This is a genomic window from Candidatus Thiopontia autotrophica (assembly GCA_014384675.1).
GTDB lineage: Bacteria > Pseudomonadota > Gammaproteobacteria.
Window position 1 is genome coordinate 1 of record JACNFK010000010.1, and the last position, 19,866, is coordinate 19,866.

The 19,866-nt window shown below is 49.2% G+C and carries 21 protein-coding genes; 12 read left to right on the forward strand and 9 right to left on the reverse strand.

Features of this window, described 5'->3' with window-relative positions; all coding sequences use genetic code 11:
- The 3 genes from H8D24_00500 to apbC all read right to left on the reverse strand — a co-directional run.
- Nucleotides 1-620: AAA family ATPase (locus tag H8D24_00500; protein ID MBC8518872.1), on the reverse strand; the 620-nt coding region annotated here is incomplete at its 3' end.
- A 49-nt stretch (nucleotides 621-669) separates the two neighbouring features.
- Complete coding sequence (locus tag H8D24_00505; protein MBC8518873.1) at nucleotides 670-1,149, reverse strand: dCMP deaminase family protein; 480 nt, start codon at nucleotides 1,147-1,149, stop codon at nucleotides 670-672.
- Nucleotides 1,150-1,263: 114 nt separating this feature from the next.
- On the reverse strand, nucleotides 1,264-2,352 hold the full coding sequence (apbC, locus tag H8D24_00510; GenBank protein ID MBC8518874.1) for an iron-sulfur cluster carrier protein ApbC: 1,089 nt from the start codon (nucleotides 2,350-2,352) through the stop codon (nucleotides 1,264-1,266).
- A 245-nt stretch (nucleotides 2,353-2,597) separates the two neighbouring features.
- On the opposite strand from apbC, the gene metG reads away from it, so the two are divergent.
- The 9 genes from metG to H8D24_00555 are packed head-to-tail and all read left to right on the forward strand — an operon-like array spanning nucleotide 2,598 to nucleotide 10,879.
- On the forward strand, nucleotides 2,598-4,643 hold the full coding sequence (gene metG, locus H8D24_00515; protein MBC8518875.1) for a methionine--tRNA ligase: 2,046 nt from the start codon (nucleotides 2,598-2,600) through the stop codon (nucleotides 4,641-4,643).
- Nucleotides 4,644-4,668: 25 nt separating this feature from the next.
- The gene (gene rsxA, locus H8D24_00520) at nucleotides 4,669-5,250 is read left to right on the forward strand and encodes an electron transport complex subunit RsxA (protein ID MBC8518876.1); all 582 of its coding nucleotides are present in this window, start codon (nucleotides 4,669-4,671) and stop codon (nucleotides 5,248-5,250) included.
- A 36-nt stretch (nucleotides 5,251-5,286) separates the two neighbouring features.
- Entirely contained in the window at nucleotides 5,287-5,820 is a 534-nt protein-coding gene (rsxB, locus tag H8D24_00525) for an electron transport complex subunit RsxB (GenBank protein ID MBC8518877.1), read from the forward strand.
- Complete coding sequence (gene rsxC / locus H8D24_00530) at nucleotides 5,817-7,433, forward strand: electron transport complex subunit RsxC (GenBank protein ID MBC8518878.1); 1,617 nt, start codon at nucleotides 5,817-5,819, stop codon at nucleotides 7,431-7,433. Before rsxB ends, rsxC begins: the two co-directional genes overlap by 4 nt.
- The gene (gene rsxD, locus H8D24_00535; GenBank protein ID MBC8518879.1) at nucleotides 7,408-8,436 is read left to right on the forward strand and encodes an electron transport complex subunit RsxD; all 1,029 of its coding nucleotides are present in this window, start codon (nucleotides 7,408-7,410) and stop codon (nucleotides 8,434-8,436) included. Before rsxC ends, rsxD begins: the two co-directional genes overlap by 26 nt.
- A 2-nt stretch (nucleotides 8,437-8,438) precedes the next feature.
- Nucleotides 8,439-9,092 carry an electron transport complex subunit RsxG gene (rsxG, locus tag H8D24_00540; protein ID MBC8518880.1) on the forward strand — a complete coding sequence of 218 codons (654 nt, stop codon included), beginning with the start codon at nucleotides 8,439-8,441 and terminating at the stop codon, nucleotides 9,090-9,092.
- Nucleotides 9,082-9,771 carry an electron transport complex subunit E gene (locus H8D24_00545; GenBank protein MBC8518881.1) on the forward strand — a complete coding sequence of 230 codons (690 nt, stop codon included), beginning with the start codon at nucleotides 9,082-9,084 and terminating at the stop codon, nucleotides 9,769-9,771. The genes rsxG and H8D24_00545 overlap by 11 nt, the downstream gene beginning before the upstream one ends.
- A 6-nt stretch (nucleotides 9,772-9,777) precedes the next feature.
- Nucleotides 9,778-10,425: an endonuclease III gene (gene nth, locus H8D24_00550; protein ID MBC8518882.1), complete on the forward strand. Its 648-nt coding sequence runs from the start codon at nucleotides 9,778-9,780 to the stop codon at nucleotides 10,423-10,425.
- A 25-nt stretch (nucleotides 10,426-10,450) separates the two neighbouring features.
- A complete protein-coding gene (locus tag H8D24_00555) occupies nucleotides 10,451-10,879 on the forward strand; it encodes a DUF1841 family protein (GenBank protein MBC8518883.1) in 429 nt (142 codons plus the stop codon).
- Here H8D24_00555 and secF read toward each other — a convergent pair.
- The 5 genes from secF to queA all read right to left on the reverse strand — a co-directional run bounded on the left by secF (nucleotide 10,868) and on the right by queA (nucleotide 16,224).
- Complete coding sequence (secF, locus tag H8D24_00560) at nucleotides 10,868-11,803, reverse strand: protein translocase subunit SecF (GenBank protein MBC8518884.1); 936 nt, start codon at nucleotides 11,801-11,803, stop codon at nucleotides 10,868-10,870. The genes H8D24_00555 and secF overlap by 12 nt on opposite strands.
- Before the next feature lie 13 nt (nucleotides 11,804-11,816).
- Nucleotides 11,817-13,676 carry a protein translocase subunit SecD gene (gene secD / locus H8D24_00565; protein MBC8518885.1) on the reverse strand — a complete coding sequence of 620 codons (1,860 nt, stop codon included), beginning with the start codon at nucleotides 13,674-13,676 and terminating at the stop codon, nucleotides 11,817-11,819.
- 15 nt (nucleotides 13,677-13,691) lie between these two features.
- Nucleotides 13,692-14,024 (reverse strand): preprotein translocase subunit YajC, encoded by a 333-nt coding sequence (yajC, locus tag H8D24_00570; protein ID MBC8518886.1) that lies wholly within the window; start codon nucleotides 14,022-14,024, stop codon nucleotides 13,692-13,694.
- A 62-nt stretch (nucleotides 14,025-14,086) separates the two neighbouring features.
- Nucleotides 14,087-15,196 (reverse strand): tRNA guanosine(34) transglycosylase Tgt, encoded by a 1,110-nt coding sequence (tgt, locus tag H8D24_00575; protein MBC8518887.1) that lies wholly within the window; start codon nucleotides 15,194-15,196, stop codon nucleotides 14,087-14,089.
- Nucleotides 15,193-16,224, reverse strand: a complete 1,032-nt coding sequence (gene queA / locus H8D24_00580; protein MBC8518888.1) for a tRNA preQ1(34) S-adenosylmethionine ribosyltransferase-isomerase QueA — start codon at nucleotides 16,222-16,224, stop codon at nucleotides 15,193-15,195. Before queA ends, tgt begins: the two co-directional genes overlap by 4 nt.
- 115 nt (nucleotides 16,225-16,339) lie before the next feature.
- Here queA and nfo point away from each other — a divergent pair, with 115 nt between their 5' ends.
- On the forward strand, nucleotides 16,340-17,188 hold the full coding sequence (nfo, locus tag H8D24_00585) for a deoxyribonuclease IV (GenBank protein ID MBC8518889.1): 849 nt from the start codon (nucleotides 16,340-16,342) through the stop codon (nucleotides 17,186-17,188).
- 37 nt (nucleotides 17,189-17,225) lie between these two features.
- Complete coding sequence (locus H8D24_00590) at nucleotides 17,226-18,470, forward strand: glutamate dehydrogenase (GenBank protein ID MBC8518890.1); 1,245 nt, start codon at nucleotides 17,226-17,228, stop codon at nucleotides 18,468-18,470.
- A gap of 1 nt (nucleotide 18,471) precedes the next feature.
- On the opposite strand, the gene H8D24_00595 is transcribed toward H8D24_00590, so the two are convergent.
- Nucleotides 18,472-18,900 (reverse strand): SET domain-containing protein-lysine N-methyltransferase, encoded by a 429-nt coding sequence (locus tag H8D24_00595; GenBank protein MBC8518891.1) that lies wholly within the window; start codon nucleotides 18,898-18,900, stop codon nucleotides 18,472-18,474.
- A gap of 84 nt (nucleotides 18,901-18,984) precedes the next feature.
- On the opposite strand from H8D24_00595, the gene H8D24_00600 reads away from it, so the two are divergent.
- Nucleotides 18,985-19,737: a hypothetical protein gene (locus H8D24_00600; GenBank protein MBC8518892.1), complete on the forward strand. Its 753-nt coding sequence runs from the start codon at nucleotides 18,985-18,987 to the stop codon at nucleotides 19,735-19,737.
- The last annotated feature ends 129 nt before the right edge of the window (nucleotides 19,738-19,866 follow it).

The following is a 19,866-nucleotide window of genomic DNA, read 5'->3' on the forward strand; positions in this document are numbered from 1 at the left end:
CGCACATCACGTTGCACCAGAGTATCGATATAGTCACGATACCAGGCCGCGCGGCGACCTTCTGTGGCGCGCGCCAACGCAGCAGGATAACCGCCAGCGACCACAAGTCCAGCCAGTTCCCTAGCCATACGACCACCGGATTTCCCTACCTTAAACCCATTACCAAACAGGTTCGCCAGAAACCGGGGCTCAGATCCAGCCAGTTCGGTACGGGACAACGGATGTAGCCGTAAAATCTCCATACGGCCCGCCAGTGAATCACCCAGTTTAGGCACCAGCAGCACATTGGCCGAACCCGTCAGGATAAACCTGCCTGGCTGACGTTTAGCATCGACACTAGCCTTCAATGAGGTAAACAACTCCGGTACGCGCTGCACTTCATCCAGCACCACCTTTTCAGGCAAATCCGCAACATAGCCCACGGGATCCACCTGCGCGGAAGCCCGTTGAACATCGTCATCAAAGCTCAGGTAGGTAAAACCATCCGCATCACCCACCTGCTGAGCTAATGTAGTCTTGCCGCACTGCCGCGGCCCGTGGATCAAGACCACTGGCGTATCTGCCAGTGCATCATTGACTCGTGACAGCAGAAAGCGTGGATGCAAAACAGGCTTGTTCATGTTAACCAAGTGTAACTGCGGGCACGGCTAAATGAAAGGTTTAATGCGTCTATTTGAAAGGCATTGTGCCGTCCGTTTGTATTGAATTTGCAGCAAGCGGAACCTCAACCATCTCGACACCAGACTCCTGAAAAATTGTTCTGGTCAGAGCAACGCTATCTTCCCAACGTGACATATCATCTGGAATAGTGGTCACTACTCTCGTTATCCCTGTCTGAATAATCTTTGCAGCACACCGTGAACATGGCGGCAGCGGATAGACGTAGATCGTATTGCCAGTCAGATCAGAGTTTGCGAAGAGAAGTGCGTTCTCTTCTGCATGAAGCACAAGAGAATACTTTGTCTCCCGGTCATGCAGACGATGGTCATCCGACAACCCTTGCGGAAAACCATTAAAACCTAACGAGACAACCCGTTTGTCATTGGCAATTACTGCACCAACCTGAGTGCTTGGATCCTTCGACCACTTCGCCACATGGGCAGCCAGCCCCAGAAAACGCCGATCCCACTTCCCCAACTCAATACTCATCAGATATCACTCCACTTCCCTGTTATTGTGCGGAGAGAAGTATATCCTGACCATAAAAAAACCGCCATGAACGCAAAGGGCTCATAGCGGCTATATACAGCTTGTTTCTATCCGTTACTGAATGACGATATTCGGGAATTTCGTAGTGAAATCCCTCTTCTGTTGTGCAAGTTTAGCTGTGGAACGACGTGCAATCTCACGATATATGCCGGCAATATGCCCCTCAGGATCTGCAACAACCGTTGGTTTTCCGTCATCAGTATCGCTACGAATTGCCTTGTCCAGCGGTAGTTCGCCGAGGAAATCCACATGCCCCTCTTCTGCCATACGACGTCCACCGCCCTCTGCAAAAATATGCTCTTCATGACCACAGTTTGAACAGATATGGATACTCATATTCTCCACCACACCAAGAACCGGGACCTCAACCTTCTCGAACATCTTCAGACCCTTGACCGCATCCAACAGAGCTATATCTTGTGGGGTAGTTACAATAATTGCACCACTAACAGGAATCTTCTGCGCTAACGTCAACTGGGTATCACCAGTACCTGGTGGCAGATCAATAACCAGATAATCAAGATCATCCCACTGTGTATCCTTAAGTAACTGCTCAAGTGCCTGCGTGACCATCGGACCACGCCAGATCATTGGGGTATCCTCCTCAACCAGATACCCAATTGACATGGATTGCAGATCGTATGATTTAATTGGCATAAGAACCTTGCCATCTGGTGACTCCGGCTTGGCGCCATGAGCACCCAGCATGCGTGGCTGACTTGGACCATATATATCTGCATCCAGCATCCCCACATTAGCCCCCTCTGCAGAGAGCGCAAGAGCAAGATTTACTGCAGTTGTAGATTTACCAACACCACCTTTGCCTGATGCAACTGCGATAATGTTTTTAACGCCGTCAACAGCTTGAACACCTTTCTGAACCGCATGAGAGACGATGCTCCAGCCTACATTAACTGCTGCTTCAGATACTCCATCCACTGCATTCACTTTTTCAGCAACGGCCTCGCTCAGGGTATCTGCATATCCTTTGGCAGGAAACCCCAACTCAATATCTACAGTCACTTTTCCGCCATCAATTACCACATCCTTTACTGCCTTTGCAGAGATAAGGTCTGTATCAAGATAAGGATCAATATAGGCACTGATTGCGGACTCTACTGCCTCGCGGGTCACTTCGGACATGGGAAAACTCCAGATTAATTTTGATTTAACAGAATTTGCTGATGTTACCATATTCACCCTATTCAATAGAACAAATAGTTGATAATTTTTGTTGGTTATTATGGTCTGTTGTAGCATAGTTTGGTTCATGCTCTTGTTGACGACAAAAGCATGTGTAGTTTGCTCTCTAATTGGTTAAAATCACTGAATTACATTACAAATAAAATTATAAGAAGAGTGCCCTACTCGTCTGGGTTCAATAACAAATGTCCAATTCATCCCCTCGTAACATCCTGATAACCAGCGCCCTCCCCTATGCCAATGGAAGTATCCATATTGGACATATGGTCGAGTATATTCAGACCGATATCTGGACACGTTTTCAGAAAATGCAGGGGAACAATTGTTACTACGTCTGTGCTGATGATGCCCACGGCACCCCAATAATGTTGCGCGCCCAGAATGAGGGAGTTACGCCGGAGGAGCTGATCGCCAATGTTGCCAAAGAGCACAAGGCAGATTTTGATGACTTCCTGATCGATTTTGATAACTTCCACTCTACCCACTCTGATGAGAATCGCGAGCTTTCCACCGAGATATATCAGAAATTACGGGACAATGGTTACATAACAACACGCACCATTGAACAGGCGTACGATCCGGAACGGGAGATGTTTCTGCCGGACCGCTTTATCAAGGGTACATGTCCAAAATGTGGTGCTGACGACCAGTATGGTGACAACTGTGAGGTATGTGGTGCCACCTACTCAACCTCTGAATTAAAAAATGCAGTCTCGGCAGTATCCGGAGCAACCCCGGTCAACAGAGAGTCAGAACACTACTTTTTCAAGCTTACAGAGTTTGAGGAGATGCTGAAGAGGTGGACTCATGGAGGACACCTCCAGGAAGAGGTCTCCCGCAAACTTGATGAGTGGTTTGAAGCGGGACTCCAGGAGTGGGATATCTCAAGAGATGCCCCCTACTTTGGTTTCCGCATCCCTGATACTGAAGACAAATATTTCTACGTATGGCTAGATGCTCCCATCGGCTACATGGCCAGCTTCAAAAACCTGTGCGAACGTGAAGATATAGACTTTGATGCATTCTGGTCTGATGACAGCAACGCCGAGCTCTATCACTTTATTGGCAAGGACATAATCTATTTCCATGCCCTGTTCTGGCCCGCCATGCTACATGGTGCAGGGTTTCGCACCCCAACAGCAATCAATGCACATGGCTTTCTTACCGTAAATGGACAGAAGATGTCCAAATCCAGGGGAACCTTTATCAAGGCAAGGACATGGCTCGACCACCTGAACCCTGAGGCACTCCGTTACTATTTTGCTGCCAAACTTGGGCGTGGCATTGAGGATCTGGATCTCAATCTGGATGACTTTCGTGCCAGGGTCAATTCGGATCTGGTTGGCAAGGTGGTAAATATTGCCAGCCGCTGTGCCGGCTTCATAACCAAAAAATTTGATGGCAAACTCTCTGACAGCTGTAGCGAGATGGATCTGTACCAGGAGTTTGTCACCCAGGGCGACTCTATCGCCAAACATTATGAAGATCGTGATTTCGGACGCGCCATTCGCGAAATCATGGCCCTGGCAGACCAGGCAAACCGTTATATTGACGAGAAGAAACCATGGGTACTGGCAAAACAGGAAGGCAAGCAGCAGGAGGTACAGGATGCCTGCAGTGTAGGTCTTAACCTGTTCCGCGCCTTGATGACATATCTCAAGCCTGTGCTCCCTGTGATGGCAGAAAATGTCGAGAGCTTTCTAAATGCTGGTCAACTAAGTTGGGATGCACTACAGCAGCCTCTTGAGGGCACCGCTATTAATAAATTCAGACCGCTGATGCAGCGCGTAGAGGAGAAGGATACATTGGCCATGGTTGAGGAGTCGAAAGAGTCATTGCAGACAGGCGCAAAACAACCTGAAACAAAACAGAAACCTTCTGCTGATACAGTTGAGCCCATTTCACCAGAGATCCAGTTTGATGATTTTGCCAAAATTGATCTGCGTGTTGCCAGAATCGAAAAAGCGGCTCCAGTTGAGGGGGCAGATCGCCTGCTGCAACTTACTCTTGATCTGGGTAGTGAGAAGAAAAATGTCTTTGCCGGCATCAAATCCGCCTACACCCCAGAATCACTCGAGGGAAAGCTAACAGTCATGGTTGCCAACCTCGCGCCAAGAAAGATGCGCTTTGGCATGTCCGAAGGGATGGTACTGGCCGCTGGACCAGGAGGTGATGATCTCTTTATCCTCCATCCAGATGATGGCGCAACACCAGGTATGAGAATAAAGTAATAGCCAGCATACCGAGAAAATAGATTTGACTGAAATAGCCTTAATCCTTGTCAGCACAATTCTGGTCAACAACTTTGTCCTGGTAAAGTTTCTTGGCCTCTGCCCTTTTATGGGGGTCTCCAAAAAACTGGAAACGGCTATTGGCATGGGGCTTGCCACCACCTTTGTGCTGACCCTCTCTGCCGCATTAAGTTATCTGGTTAATGAATATCTGCTTATTCCTCTCGGACTTGAGTATCTGAGAACCATCGCATTTATCCTGGTGATTGCTGCTATCGTCAACTTCACCGAGATGTTTGTGCATAAAACCAGCCCTATGCTCTACCAGGTGCTGGGAATTTTTCTACCACTCATAACCACAAACTGTGCCGTATTGGGTGTTGCTCTACTCAATACCCGGGAGCAACACAGCTTTATTGAGTCTGCTGCTTTTGGTTTTGGTGCCGCCATTGGCTTTTCTCTGGTACTGGTTGCATTTGCTGCAATCCGTGAAAGGATATCTGGGGCCGATGTGCCAGAACCATTTCGTGGCGCATCCATCGCCCTTATAACTGCTGGTCTTCTCTCTATTGCGTTTATGGGCTTTACCGGATTGGTTCATGTCTAACCCGCATCTCTCACCAGATAGCGAGATGAGACGCTGATGCTAAGTGCTATTCTGGCAATCACTGTACTGGCATCTGCATTTGGTGCCCTGCTGGGCTTTGCCTCTATCCGTTACCGGATTGAGGGAGATCCAATTGTTGAAAAAATTGATCAGCTACTTCCCCAGACTCAGTGTGGACAATGCGGTTATCCAGGGTGCAAACCATACGCAGAGGCTATCGCCAAAAATGGGGCAGAGATCAATCTCTGTCCACCTGGCGGAGAGAGTGTAATGGTTGCACTGGCTGATCTGTTGGACCGTGAACCAGTTGCCCTGGAACAGGAAGAGCGGCTACCCAGTATTGCTCTGATTGATGAAAATACATGTATCGGCTGCACCCTATGCATACAGGCCTGTCCTGTTGATGCCATCCTCGGTGCCGCCAAAAATATGCACACTGTAATCACCTCTGAGTGCACAGGGTGTGAGCTTTGTCTCCCCCCTTGCCCAGTAGACTGCATTACCATGGAGCCAATCCCTGAAGAGATCAATGACTGGATCTGGCCAGCGCCATCGAGAGAGGCCGCATGATCACTCCTCTGTACAAATATCATGGCGGCATCCACCCTGCAGAAGAGAAATCGCTAACACGTAGTGAACCGGTACTACCTGTACCAGATCCGGCAGAAGTGGTCATCTCTCTCAACCAGGGGATTGGTGCTGTAAATAGACCTCTGGTCGCAGTAGGAGATCACATAAAAAAAGGGCAACGCATCAGTGAATGCTTTCATCCACTAAGTGCCCCTGTACATGCCCCATGCAAAGGCATAGTGACAGCCATCGAGATGCGTCCATTCACCCACCCTTCAGGCATGGACAATCTGGCAATAGTAATAAAGAGCGAACCTGACAACGACACAGATTCTGTTGCCGCTGAGCCGATAGATCTGCAACAGATACTTAATGATCTACCCGCAGAAGATATTGTTACGCGCATCCGGATGGCTGGAGTTATTGGGCTTGGCGGGGCTGGATTTCCAACCTCCACAAAAATACGTACCGGTACTCAAGCCAGGATCAAGACATTAATCATCAACGGCATGGAGTGCGAGCCGTATATCACCTGTGATGATCGCCTTATGCAGGAGAGTGCCGATGAGATTATTCGTGGCATTGAGGTGATTGACCATCTATTAAAACCAGAAGAGATTATGGTTGGTATAGAAGACAACAAACCGGAAGCGATAATGGAGATGCAAAAGGCAGCTGCCACATCATCATCCTCTATAGACATCGTAACCATACCTACACTCTACCCTTCCGGTGGCGAAAAGCAGCTAATTAAAATTCTGACTGGCCAGGAGGTTCCAAGTAGTGGATACGCCCATGATATCTCCGTTCTCAGCCAGAATGTTGCAACAGCACAGGCAATTTACCATGCCATTCTGGAGAAACCACTCACCCATCGCCTGGTAACTGTGACCGGTGACGGCGTCACCAGGCCGGGAAATTACAGGGTCGCCATTGGTACCCCCATCAAAACCCTGCTTGATAACTGCTTGATTAGCGATGAGCCAGTGGAGATAACAGTTGGTGGGCCAATGATGGGGTTTAAACTCCAGTCTCCAGAGAGTTCAATAATCAAGACTGTAAACTGCCTGATTGTACAAAAAATCTCTTCGTTGCCCCCCCGTCCAGAAATACGCAACTGTATTCGCTGTGGTGCCTGCAGTGATTCCTGCCCAGCCTCTCTCCTCCCTCAACAACTATATTGGGCCTCACAGTCACGTGATTTTGAGAAGACGGGAGAGCTACACATTTTTGACTGCATCGAATGTGGATGCTGCGACTACGTATGCCCAAGTAATATTCCCCTGGTCGACTACTACCGCCATGCCAAAGGGGTACTGCGAAGCCAACAGAGAGAGAAGGCAAAATCCGAGGAGGCTCGCAAACGACACGAATTCCGTGATGACCGTCTACTCAGGGAAAAAGAGGAGAAGGCTAAAAAACTGGCTAAAAAACGGGCTGCACTAAAAGCAAAGAAGAGCAGAGGAAGTGAGCAAGAGAGTGATGACAACAGTAAAAAAGAGGCTATCCGTGCCGCTATAGAGAGGACGAAAGCCAAGAAGTTGGCGAACAGCAACTCGGAAAACAGTCAGCCGACAGATAAAAAGGATGGTGCAGACAATGGCCAGAGTTAACAACACCACATCACGCGAGATGGGGACAGTGATTTTTGCCCTTATTCCGGGAATATTTGCCCTCTACTGGATATTTGGCCCGGGAGTTCTGATTCACTCAGCAATTACTGTTATAACTGCCATCATCGCCGAATCACTGATCCTGCTGACAAGAGGACGCTCGCCAATGAGTGGGGTCAGTGATCTTAGCGCCATCCTCACGGCACTGTTGCTTGCCGCTGCCCTACCCCCTCTTCTCCCTTGGTGGATGGCCGTGCTCGGAACCCTGTTCGCAATCATCCTTGCCAAACAGCTATATGGTGGACTTGGACAAAACCCATTCAATCCTGCAATGGTTGGTTATGTGATTTTGCTTATATCCTTCCCTGTAGAGATGACTAGCTGGCTTCCTCCTGCGGGGCTCGATGGGGCAACAATAAGTATGGGTTCATCCCTGAACATGATTTTTGGTATAGGTGAATCACTCCATCTGGATGCTATCAGTGCGGCAACCCCTCTTGATTCAATGAAGACAAATCTTGATCTGGGATTAACTATTCGTGAAAGCCTGGCACAAATCCCCACTGGCACTCTGGCCGGTGCAGGGTGGGAGTGGAGTAATCTTGCATTTCTATTTGGTGGATTGATTCTGTTGGCCACCAGAACCATCTCATGGCATATTCCAGTAAGCATGCTACTGGCACTACACCTGACCGCATTCACCTTCAACACCATTGACCCGGACAACTTCACAACCCCCATGTATCACCTGTTAAGTGGTGGCACCATGCTGGGAGTATTCTTTATTGCAACCGATCCGGTAACTGCAGCCACCTCACCAAAAGGGAGAATCTGGTTTGGCGCAGGCATTGGGGTACTGATTTATATCATCCGCACCTGGGGAGGTTATCCAGATGCCATCGCCTTCAGTGTGCTATTAATGAACATGTTCGCCCCGATGATTGACCACTTTACAGAACCAACAATCTACGGTGAAGAGAAAAATCCGGAGGATGATGGGTAAATATGGATAGCAAGAGCAAGGAGATTCTAAAGGTTGCCCTGCGTGGAGCTGGAGTTCTTGCGATCTTTGCATTTCTGGGCACAGCTCTGGTTGCTATAACCTATGAAGAGACCAAAGAACAGATTGCAGAAAACGAGCGCCTTGCTGTACTCAGGTTGCTTACTCAACTGGTTCCAGAGTCCAGATATGACAACAACCTGCTGGAAGATAAGATAACAGTTCCAGCTGACGAACTACTGGGGACCTCACAATCCACTCCGGCATACCTGGCCAAAAGCAGCGGGGTTATCCACACAGTACTTCTAACCCCAACCAGCGATGAAGGATATAACGGAAAGATCAATCTGCTGGTTGCAATCAATAGTGATGGATCTCTTGCCGGAGTACGGGTAGTTGGACACTCAGAGACCCCGGGGCTGGGAGACCTGATTGACATCAAGAAATCTGACTGGATCCTCTCCTTCAATGGATATTCACTTAAAAACCTCACAAAAAAACAGTGGAATGTCAAAAAGGATGGCGGTATTTTTGACCAGTTTACCGGCGCAACCATAACCCCTCGCGCAATCGTCAAGGCCGTACACAGAAGTCTACGATATTTCAGGGAACATAAATCAGTACTATTGGATAGAGGCGTAGATGATCATGCAAACTGAGGGAAGTTACAGAAAAATCATCAGTGATGGCCTCTGGGGGAACAATGCGGGACTGGTTCAACTTCTTGGGCTCTGCCCTCTTCTGGCAGTCACAACAACAACTATCAATGGTCTGGGGTTGGGGCTGGCAACCACGCTCACCCTGATCATCTCCAATCTGATGGTCTCATCCATTCGCAACATCATAACCAAAGAGATTCGCATCCCCGTATTTGTACTAATCATCGCCTGCACCGTAACCGGTATTGAGCTTGCCATGAACGCATGGTTTCATGAGCTGTTTCTGGTGCTGGGAATCTTCATTCCATTGATTGTCACTAACTGTGCAATTATTGGTCGTGCAGAGTCATTCGCTGCCCGCAACTCCCTGCTGCCATCGCTTGTTGATGCCATCAGCATGGGAGTTGGATTCACCCTTATTCTTATGTTGCTTGGTGGTATGCGTGAGGTTTTCGGCTTTGGCACCCTCTTTATCCAATCCGATCTAATGTTCGGTCAGGGAGCAGAGTGGATGACCATAACTCTGGTAGAGAATTACCGCGGCTTCCTGCTTGCCATTCTCCCCCCGGGTGCATTTATAGGTCTGGGATTAATCATTGCGGCCAAAAACAGAATCGATCAACGTGTCATAAAAGCTCGAGGGGAGAGAGAAACCGCCACTATTCCCCAAACCGTCTGACATCCTGTGAACAGAGATATAAGAGAGAAGATTTTCCATCGTCTCTCCGTAGCCATTCCCAACCCCACCACTGAACTAAACTACAGCTCCACATTTGAGCTACTGGTCTCTGTTATGCTCTCTGCCCAGGCTACAGATGTGAGTGTCAACAAGGCAACGGCAAAACTCTTTATGGTTGCCAACACCCCAGAGGCAATAATCAATCTTGGAGAGTCTGGGCTCAAACGCTACATCAGGACTATTGGACTATTCAACAGCAAGGCCAAACATCTTCTGCAGACCGCCAAAATAGTTCATAACCGGTACAACGATGAGGTACCAGACCAACGTGACGCGCTGGAGTCTCTACCAGGTGTGGGTCGCAAGACGGCAAATGTAATCCTCAATACCGCCTTTGGGCACCCTGTCATAGCAGTTGATACCCACATCTTTCGAGTATCAAACCGTACTAAAATCGCTAAAGGGAAAAATGTTCTGGAGGTAGAGAAAGGGCTAATAAAGTTTGTTCCTGCACAGTACAAGAAGGATGCTCACCATCTCCTTATACTACACGGAAGATATACTTGTGTTGCCCGTACCCCAAAATGTTCGGAGTGCTGTATTCTTGACCTTTGCGAATACAGAGAGAAGACCATCAAACCCCCATCCCATTAAGCTTTTTCAGAGATTCCTTAACATGATCTTTACCCAAAACCGTGAAGAGATCCGACGTTTTTACCTGCAGGCATGGCAGAAGAGACTACAAAAGCTGCCTCTGGAGCCTCTGGAGGTACAGCTTGTAGATATCATCCAGGCACACCCGGAATACCATAAACTGCTGGAGAGTGGAGATGATGGGGTTGAGAAAGAGTGGACCCCGGAGATGGGAGAGAGTAATCCGTTTCTCCATATGGGTATGCATATGGCAATTCGTGAGCAACTCTCGACTGACCGCCCCCCAGGCATCCGTCAAGCCACAAAAAAACTACTCAAACAGATTGGAGATGGTCACGAGACCGAACACCAGATGATGGAGTGTCTTGGCGAGACCCTGTGGCGTGGACAGCGAGATGGCAACCCCCCTGATGAGCAGTCATACCTGCGCTGTGTTGAAAAACTACACCACTGAATCAGGCTGTTCTGCACCCTCTTTCTGAGGAGGCATAAGATCCTCCTTACTGATTCCAAGCGCCAGAATGGTGTTACTGGCCACATAGATGGACGAGTATGTTCCAACCAGTACACCTACAATAAGTGCCAGAGCAAAACCGTGAATTACCTCTCCGCCGAGAAAAAACAGAGCCAGTAGCACAATCAAGGTTGTAACAGATGTCATCAAGGTACGTGACAGGGTCTGGTTAAGAGATTGATTAATGATATCGGTAGATGTCCCCTTGCGCATTTTTCTGAAGTTCTCACGTATACGGTCAAAAACCACAATAGTATCGTTTAGTGAGTAACCGATAACCGCCAGAATAGCTGCAAGAACAGAGAGATCAAACTCAATCTGCAACAGAGAGAAAACACCAAGTGTCAATAATACATCATGAATCAACGCCACCACCGATCCAATCGAAAAGCGGTACTCAAAACGGAGTGCCACATAGATCAGGATTGCAAACAGAGAGAAAAGCACTGCAAGACCACCATCCTCAGTAAGCTCCTCACCCACCTGTGGCCCCACAAACTCGACTCGACGCATCTCCACATCACCAGTACTCTTCAATGTAGCCAATACCTGACTACTGAGATCGGCAGAATTAACTCCCTCTTTTGGTGCCAGGCGGATCAATACATCCTGCGATGTACCAAAATGCTGGACAATTGCGCCACCAAAACCTGAGTCATCAAGTGCTGCACGAATATGGCTGAGCTCGGCAGGCTGTGAATACCCAACCTCAATAAGTGTTCCACCAGTAAAATCAATGCCTGGGTTAAGCTTCAGGGTGAAAAGCGAAACCGATGAAATCATGACCAGAACCAGGGAGAAGATTGTCGCAATCTTGCGCTTCCCCATAAAGTCCAGATTAAGTCCCTCTTTTAGAATCTGCATATTGTTACTCCGATCAAATCGACAGCTGTTTGACCTTACGACCACCGTAGATCAGGTTAATGACTGCACGTGTCCCCATAATTGCAGTAAACATTGAGGTGACAATACCGATAGAGAGGGTCACCGCAAACCCCTTGATAGGGCCAGTACCGAATGCAAAGAGGACAATTGCTGCAATCAGGGTTGTTACGTTGGCATCCATAATGGTAGAGAAGGCCTTGTCATAGCCGGCATGAATACTTGCCTGTGGGGAATTCCCGGAACGCAGCTCTTCACGAATACGTTCGAAGATGAGTACATTTGCATCCACCGCCATACCAACTGTCAACACAATACCGGCAATACCCGGCAGTGTAAGTGTTGCCTGAATTAGCGATAGCACCGCCACAATAAATACAAGATTAAATGATAGCGCAAGGTTGGCAACCAATCCGAATACCCTGTAGTAGATCGCCATAAATATCAGAACCAGGACAAAACCAATCATTACCGAGAGGAAACCCTTGTCGATATTATCCTGCCCAAGACTTGGGCCAACAGTACGCTCTTCAACAATCTCCATGGGTACAGCCAGAGCACCCGCACGCAACAGTAGCGCAAGATCCCGCGCCTCTTCGGTACTATCCAGCCCGGTCACCTGGAAACGCTTGCCAAGTTGATCACGAATAACCGCCACATTGATCACCTCCTGCTTCTTCTTGCGAATCCGTATCCGTTCACCATCTACCAGCTGTGTCTCCATTTTGGTTTCGATGAAGACAACCGCCATGCGCTTGCCAATATTGTCTCGCGTACCATTGGACATGCGTCTGGCGCCCTTGCCATCCAGGGTAATAAATACTGCTGCACTTCCTGACTGCTGCTCAATGCCTGAGGATGCATCAATTACAGAGTCACCAGTCAACAGTACGCGACGCTTCAATAGAACCGGGGTTCCATCACGCTCCTTGTACAACAGTGCACCGGCTGGCGCTCGACCCTGTTCAGCAGCCTCATAGGGGTCATGCCCCTCCGCCACCAGACGGAACTCCAGGGTTGCGGTTGCTCCAAGAATCTCTTTTGCTCGCGCTGTATCCTGCACCCCAGGCAGTTGTACAACAATACGATTTTTTCCCTGTTGCTGAATTACCGGCTCTGCTACACCAAGTTCATTAACTCTGTTTCTCAGGGTTGTAATATTCTGTTGTAGCGCAAACTTGCGAGTCTCCTCAATCTCCTGCTTGCCTATAGTTAAAACCAGCACCTGCAAACCGTCATTATCACGCTCCTCACGCAACAGACGCGGATACTCCTGTTTGATACGTTTGCCAGCAACCTCACGGGCACCGCTATTGGCAAAGCGCAGAATAACGCCGCCTTCACTGCCACGACCAATACTCTTGTAGCGAATCTTCTCCTTGCGCAAGATGACACGCAAATCACTTACATAACGCTGCTCAGCCTTGGTGATAGCCTCATCCATATCCACCTCCATCAGGAAGTGAACACCACCTCGCAGATCCAAGCCAAGATACATTGGCTCTCCCCCAAGGCCTCGCAACCACTCTGGCGTAGTCTGGGCAAGATTCAGAGCTGTAACATACTGGTCACCAAGCTCCTGACGAATCCAGTCCATCCCCTTAAGCTGATCCTCTGTACGGTTGAATCTGGCCAGCAGCTTTCCCCCCTCATGCTCTACTGATTTAAACGGAATGTCTCGCTGCTCCAATATGGACTTCACTCTGGATTGAGTGGCTGGAGTCATCTCTCCCCTTTCTGCAAGTGAGATTTGAACTGCAGGATCCTCTCCATAAAGGTTGGGAAGTGCATAAATTGCTGCAATCAGAACCACAAGGGCGATCAGCAGACTTTTCCAGAGTGGGTATTGGTTGATCATTGGTTTTGGCTACTATTTATTGGACTTCAAGGTTCCCTTCGGCATCAACTGTGAAATCTGAGGTTTCTGGATAGTAAGAGTTACTCCATCGGCCACCTCAAGATCAACGAAGTTCTCTCCAACCCTGCGAATCTTGCCGAGTATCCCCCCTGTTGTTACTGCCTCATCCCCCTTGGAGAGCTCGTTCACCATATTGCGGTGCTCTTTAGCCTTCTTCTGCTGAGGACGAATCAGCAGAAAATAGAAGATCACAAAAAGAATCACCATAGGCAGAATCCCGGTCCATGCCGGCGCCTGCTCTGCAGCCGCACCAGCGGCCACAGCATCAGAAATCAAAAAACTCATAATAAACACTCCTTTGTTACAGCTCCGTTTAAACAGCAGAGAATAGTACCCTACTCACCCCCCTATTTCGAGCGCTCTCCCGAGCGTCCCTGATAAAAATCTCTCACAAAATCATCTACCGTTCCCATCTCGATTGCACCCCGCAATCCACTCATCAGCTCCTGGTAGTAGTAGAGGTTGTGGATGGTATTCAACCGTGCCCCCAAAATCTCATTGGTACGCTGCAGATGGTGCAGATAGGCTCGACTGTAATTTCTACAAGTTTCGCATCCACACTCTGAATCCAGCGGACGAGGATCCATCTTGTGGCTGGCGTTACGAATGCGTACATCCCCTCTGCGGGTAAAGAGGTGACCATTGCGTGCATTTCTGGTCGGCATCACACAATCGAACATATCCACCCCACGCAATACCGCCTCTACAATATCCTCCGGCTTTCCTACACCCATTAGGTAACGGGGGTGATCCTCTGGCATCTCGGTTGAGAGATGGTCCAATATACGGATCATATTCTCCTTGGGCTCGCCTACCGAGAGACCGCCAATTGCATAGCCATCAAACCCGGTCTCTACCAGTCCAGCCAGTGACTCCGACCTCAACTCCGTATACATCCCCCCCTGCACAATACCAAACAGTGCGCTATTGGAATCCCCGTGTGCATCCTTGCAACGGACTGACCAGCGGCTGGAGAGCTCCATCGAGATCCGTGCCGTCTTCTCATCTGCCGGATATGGGGTGCACTCGTCAAACACCATGACAATATCGGACCCTAGCGCATGCTGAACTGCTATCGCCTCCTCTGGACCAAGAAACACCTTGCTACCATCTATTGGGGAGCGAAAATCAACCCCTTTCTCGGATATCTTGCGCATATCACCAAGACTAAAGACCTGAAACCCACCCGAATCGGTCAGGATTGGAAGATCCCAATGCATAAAGTCGTGCAGATCACCATGTGCCTTGATCACCTCGGTACCTGGGCGCAACATCAGATGGAAGGTATTACCGAGAACAATCTCGGCACCCATACCCTTCAGCTCTTCCGGAGTCATTGATTTGACCGTACCGTACGTCCCTACCGGCATAAATGCCGGGGTCTCTACATTGCCACGCTCAAAAGATAACTGTCCTCTTCTGGCCAACCCATCCTGATGAGTTTTTTTAAACCTCACTGCTCTGCCCTTCCTGTCAAAAACATTGCATCCCCATAACTGAAGAAACGGTATCTCTCATCAACCGCATGTCTGTATGCATCCATAACCTGCCTGTAGCCTCCGAATGCCGTAACCAGCATCATCAATGTTGATTCGGACAGATGAAAATTTGTCAGTAAAGCATCTACTGTTTTGAACCTATATCCCGGAGTAATAAAAATATCCGTCTCTCCGGAAAATGGTGCTATCTCTCCATCCCTGGATGCACTCTCCAGACTACGCACTGCGGTGGTTCCTACAGCGATCACCCGACCACCGGCAGCCCTGGTAGAGCGCACCTGATCACAGAGCTCCTCACTCACCTCAAACCACTCACTATGCATAACGTGGTCTTCTATATGTTCTGCCCGCACCGGCTGAAAAGTTCCTGCCCCCACGTGAAGAGTTACAAACCCACTCTTCACCCCCATATCCGACACCTGTTGAAGCATATCCTCTGTAAAGTGCAGGCCTGCTGTTGGTGCCGCCACCGCCCCATGATGGCGGGCATATACAGTCTGATAACGCTCTCGATCATCCTCATCAGCCTCCCGCTCAATATATGGTGGCAGCGGTATTCTTCCCACCTCCTCAAGCAGCTCAACAACACTTCTTGAACCAAAAAATCGCACCTCAAACAGCTCTCCACTACGACCGACAACCTCAGCCTCTATCTTCTCCTCCAACAACAGACGTCCGCCAGGTTTTGGAGATTTACTGGAACGCAGATGGGCAAGCAGACAGTGCTCATCCAGTATCCGCTCCACCAGCAACTCCACCTTGCCACCACTCTCTTTTTTACCAAAAAGGCGGGCTGGAATCACTCTGGTATCATTAAAAACAAGCAGATCATCTGCCTTAAGTAACGATAATATCTTATTGAATTCACTATCAATAACCCCGTCATCCTGATCAACAACCAAGAGACGACTCTCACCCCTGTTTGCAGGAGGAGTCTGTGCAATCAGCTCATCAGGAAGATCAAATTGAAAGTCACTCTTGCGCATGGCGCGCTAGGATACTACAGCTTGAGCGCATCCTGTAGTAAATACCCCACTTCACCGCCACCCCAAACCGTGGCAAAATAACCTCCAGACAGAACCACAACGAAACTACTAAACTATGAAATGGATTGGTGCACACGTTAGTACCGCAGGGGGTGTACAAAATGCGCCTGAAAACGCCCACAATATTGGGGCGAAGGCATTTGCCCTCTTCACCAAAAACCAGAGACAGTGGAACGCAAAACCACTTACCACCGAGCAGATTGATGGCTTTCAGGCTGCGATGGAAAAATATGGCTATAGCGCCAACCAGGTGCTTCCACACGATAGCTACCTGATCAACCTTGGCCACCCCGAGGAGGATGCACGCAGGAAATCGCTAAATGCATTTATCGACGAGCTGGAGCGCTGCCACCAACTTGGCCTTACCCTGTTAAATTTTCATCCCGGTAGCCATCTTCGCAAAATAGATGAGGAGCAGTGCCTGGACCTTATTGCTGAATCAATTAACCACGCACTTGAAAATACCACAGGGGTAACAGCTGTAATCGAAAACACCGCCGGACAGGGCTCCAATATGGGGTACCGCTTTGAACACCTGGCACACATTATCGACAAAGTTGAGGATAAGGAGAGGATTGGTGTCTGCATCGATACCTGTCACAGCTTTGCGGCCGGTTATGACCTGCGCACCGCTGATGCCTACAGTGAGACCATGGGAGCCTTTGACGAAATTGTCGGCTTCAACTATCTGCGTGGCATGCACATAAATGACTGCAAATCAGAGTTTGAGAGCAGGGTTGATCGCCACCATAGCATCGGCCAAGGCACTATCGGCCTGGAGGGGTTCCGATCAATTATGAATGACGAGAGAATTGACGAGATTCCAATGGTGCTGGAGACAATAAATAGTGATATCTGGAGAGAGGAGATTGAGCTTCTTTACGGTATGATCAACCAAACATAATTTTGTATATTCAATATTTGGGGCGGAGGGTAACCTAATGGAGATTAATAATTTCAAGGCCTATTGTGATCAGTTCGATCGGGCCAGCAGTGAACTCAAGCTTGATAAAGACCTCGCCACTCTCCTCAAATATCCCGACCGTGAACTCAGTGTCGATCTACCGTTGGTTAGAGACGACAAATCCCTTACCGTACTGCGCGGATACCGCATACAACATAACAATGCTCGTGGCCCCTTCAAGGGTGGATTGCGTTTTCACCCCTGTGTCGACAAGGATGAGGTTCGTGCCCTCTCGGCATTGATGACATTCAAGACCGCACTTATAGATATCCCTTTTGGCGGTGGCAAAGGTGGCATCCAGGTTGATCCGGAAGAGCTTAGTACACGTGAACTTGAACAGCTAACCAGAACATTTGTGCGGGCAATCAAGCCCATCATCGGTGTTCATACCGACATACCTGCCCCTGACGTCAATACCAACGCCCAGATCATGGCCTGGTTTATGGATGAATATAGCGAGACCCATGGTTACACCCCGGGAATTGTGACCGGCAAACCAATCAGTCTGGGAGGTTCCCTGGGACGAGAGGCCGCCACCGGCTATGGCACATCTATCATTCTGCGCGAGGTTGCACAACACAGAGGGATAGAGCTGAACGGTGCTACTGTTGTCATCCAGGGGTTCGGCAATGTCGGGACCTGGGCTGCACACCATCTACACAAATTTGGATGCAAGATAATAGCTGTCAGTGACCGCAACGGAGGGATCGTAAACAATAACGGTCTGGATATTGGTGCGCTCCTTGAACACAAAAAAGAGAGTGGTTCAATCCATGGTTTTGACGATACAGAGTCTATAGATAACGAGGCTATTCTCCGTCTTCCATGCGACTTCCTGATTCCTGCTGCCCTTGGTGGAGTAATCCACAAGATGAATGCCAATGAACTGCGGTGCAAGGTAGTGGTGGAGGCTGCAAATGGTCCTACTACCCCCCCAGCTGATGATATCCTCAGGCACAAAAACATACCGGTAATCCCGGATATTCTCGCCAACAGCGGTGGGGTTGTCGCGTCCTACTACGAGTGGGTGCAAAACCTGCAACAACACTACTGGGACGAGGAGCTGGTGAACAAAAAACTTGAGACAAAACTGGTGAATGGATTCTATGAGGTTGCAGCTCTGGCCCACTCAAGAGAGGAGCTATCCTACCGAACCGCTGCATTTATGATTGCAATCAAAAGAGTTGCCGATGCAGTCACCCTGCGGGGACGAATTAGTTAAATTATCTACACTCAACCTCTGATGCCTCCCAAAAATCCCTGCCATAATCGATAAAGATCTCCTCCCCGGGGCGAATTCTCTTCAATGCCTCAATGCGCGCTTTTTTCCAGCGGGTAGAGACCACAAAGTGGGCGTTAGGCTTTTCTGAATGGTTTACATAGCGCGTATAGCCATCCCCCACAATCAGGCAGTCACGGCAAACCCAGAGCAGGTAGTGAGAGTCAATATATGGCTCCGTCTCAGACTGTGCATCAGTGATAATCTCACCCAGATATGGGCCAATAGTATCGTTCTTGTACAGAGTCACGCCAGCAAACAGCCCCTGACCACAACCAGGAATTGTAGATGGAGCAACCTCAAAATGGCTCTCTTCATAAATAACAGACCGACGCGACATTTCACCCTCCAAAACAGCATTCAATTGCTCAATTGAATTGATTTTTAACTATCCCTGTGATACAATGAGAGATGTTACAGTGAACCTAATTACAACTACAAGACCTCAGGGGTTTTCATGAAAAAATTAAATCTTGTTATGAGCACGGTAATCGCCGCATTGATTGCCGGAAGCGCAGTAACCACTGCCTCTGCTGCAGAGGGCGGCGCGGACAAAGCTGCTCCAACACAACAGCAGGCCTCGCCTCGCCAGAGCCGACCACAAAACCGTCCCCCAATGCCTTATGGCGGAATGCCACCCTACGGCATGATGCCTCCACAAGGGATCTCTCCTTATGGCCCCGGACCCATGCCATACGGTATGCCTCCACAGTACGGTATGCCTCCACAGGGAATGGCACCTTACGGTGGACCAGGAATGAATCCTTACGGCCCACCAATGGGTTACAGAGCACCAAATTATGGTCCTAACCAGTACAACTCCCCAGGCTTTAGCCCCTCTTTCAACCCACCAACCATGGAGCCACCATGGGGAAATGACAAGAGCCTTGATATGAGCCCAATGCGTTTCTGGCCAGTACCAGGCACAGGAAACCCATGGCACCACAAACCATGGGAGCCAGGTGCACCATGGGGTGACTCCGACAAGTTCTCTGATCCACCAGATGAGGCCTTCCATGAGGCAGAGGATTTTCTTGCCGATGCCCCAAGAATGCCAGGTGGTTGGGAACTTCCAAACATCTCCATGCCAAGCCCATTCGAGATCGGAGAGCAGGTTGGAGACCAGAGCTGGCTATTGCCTGAAAACTTCAAGATGCGTGATCGCAAGCGCCCCTCCCGCTACCGCAAGTACTTCCCCAACGAGAAGTAGGCGGTTGGCAGTAGACGATTATGGGAGTCTGGGGCTGTCCGCACGAGGCCGACGGGAACTGTCAAAAAGTCCAGGATGAGCAGTGTGATCCGGGGATGAAGGGGTGTGTTCTGGCTGGCCGTTTTCGCT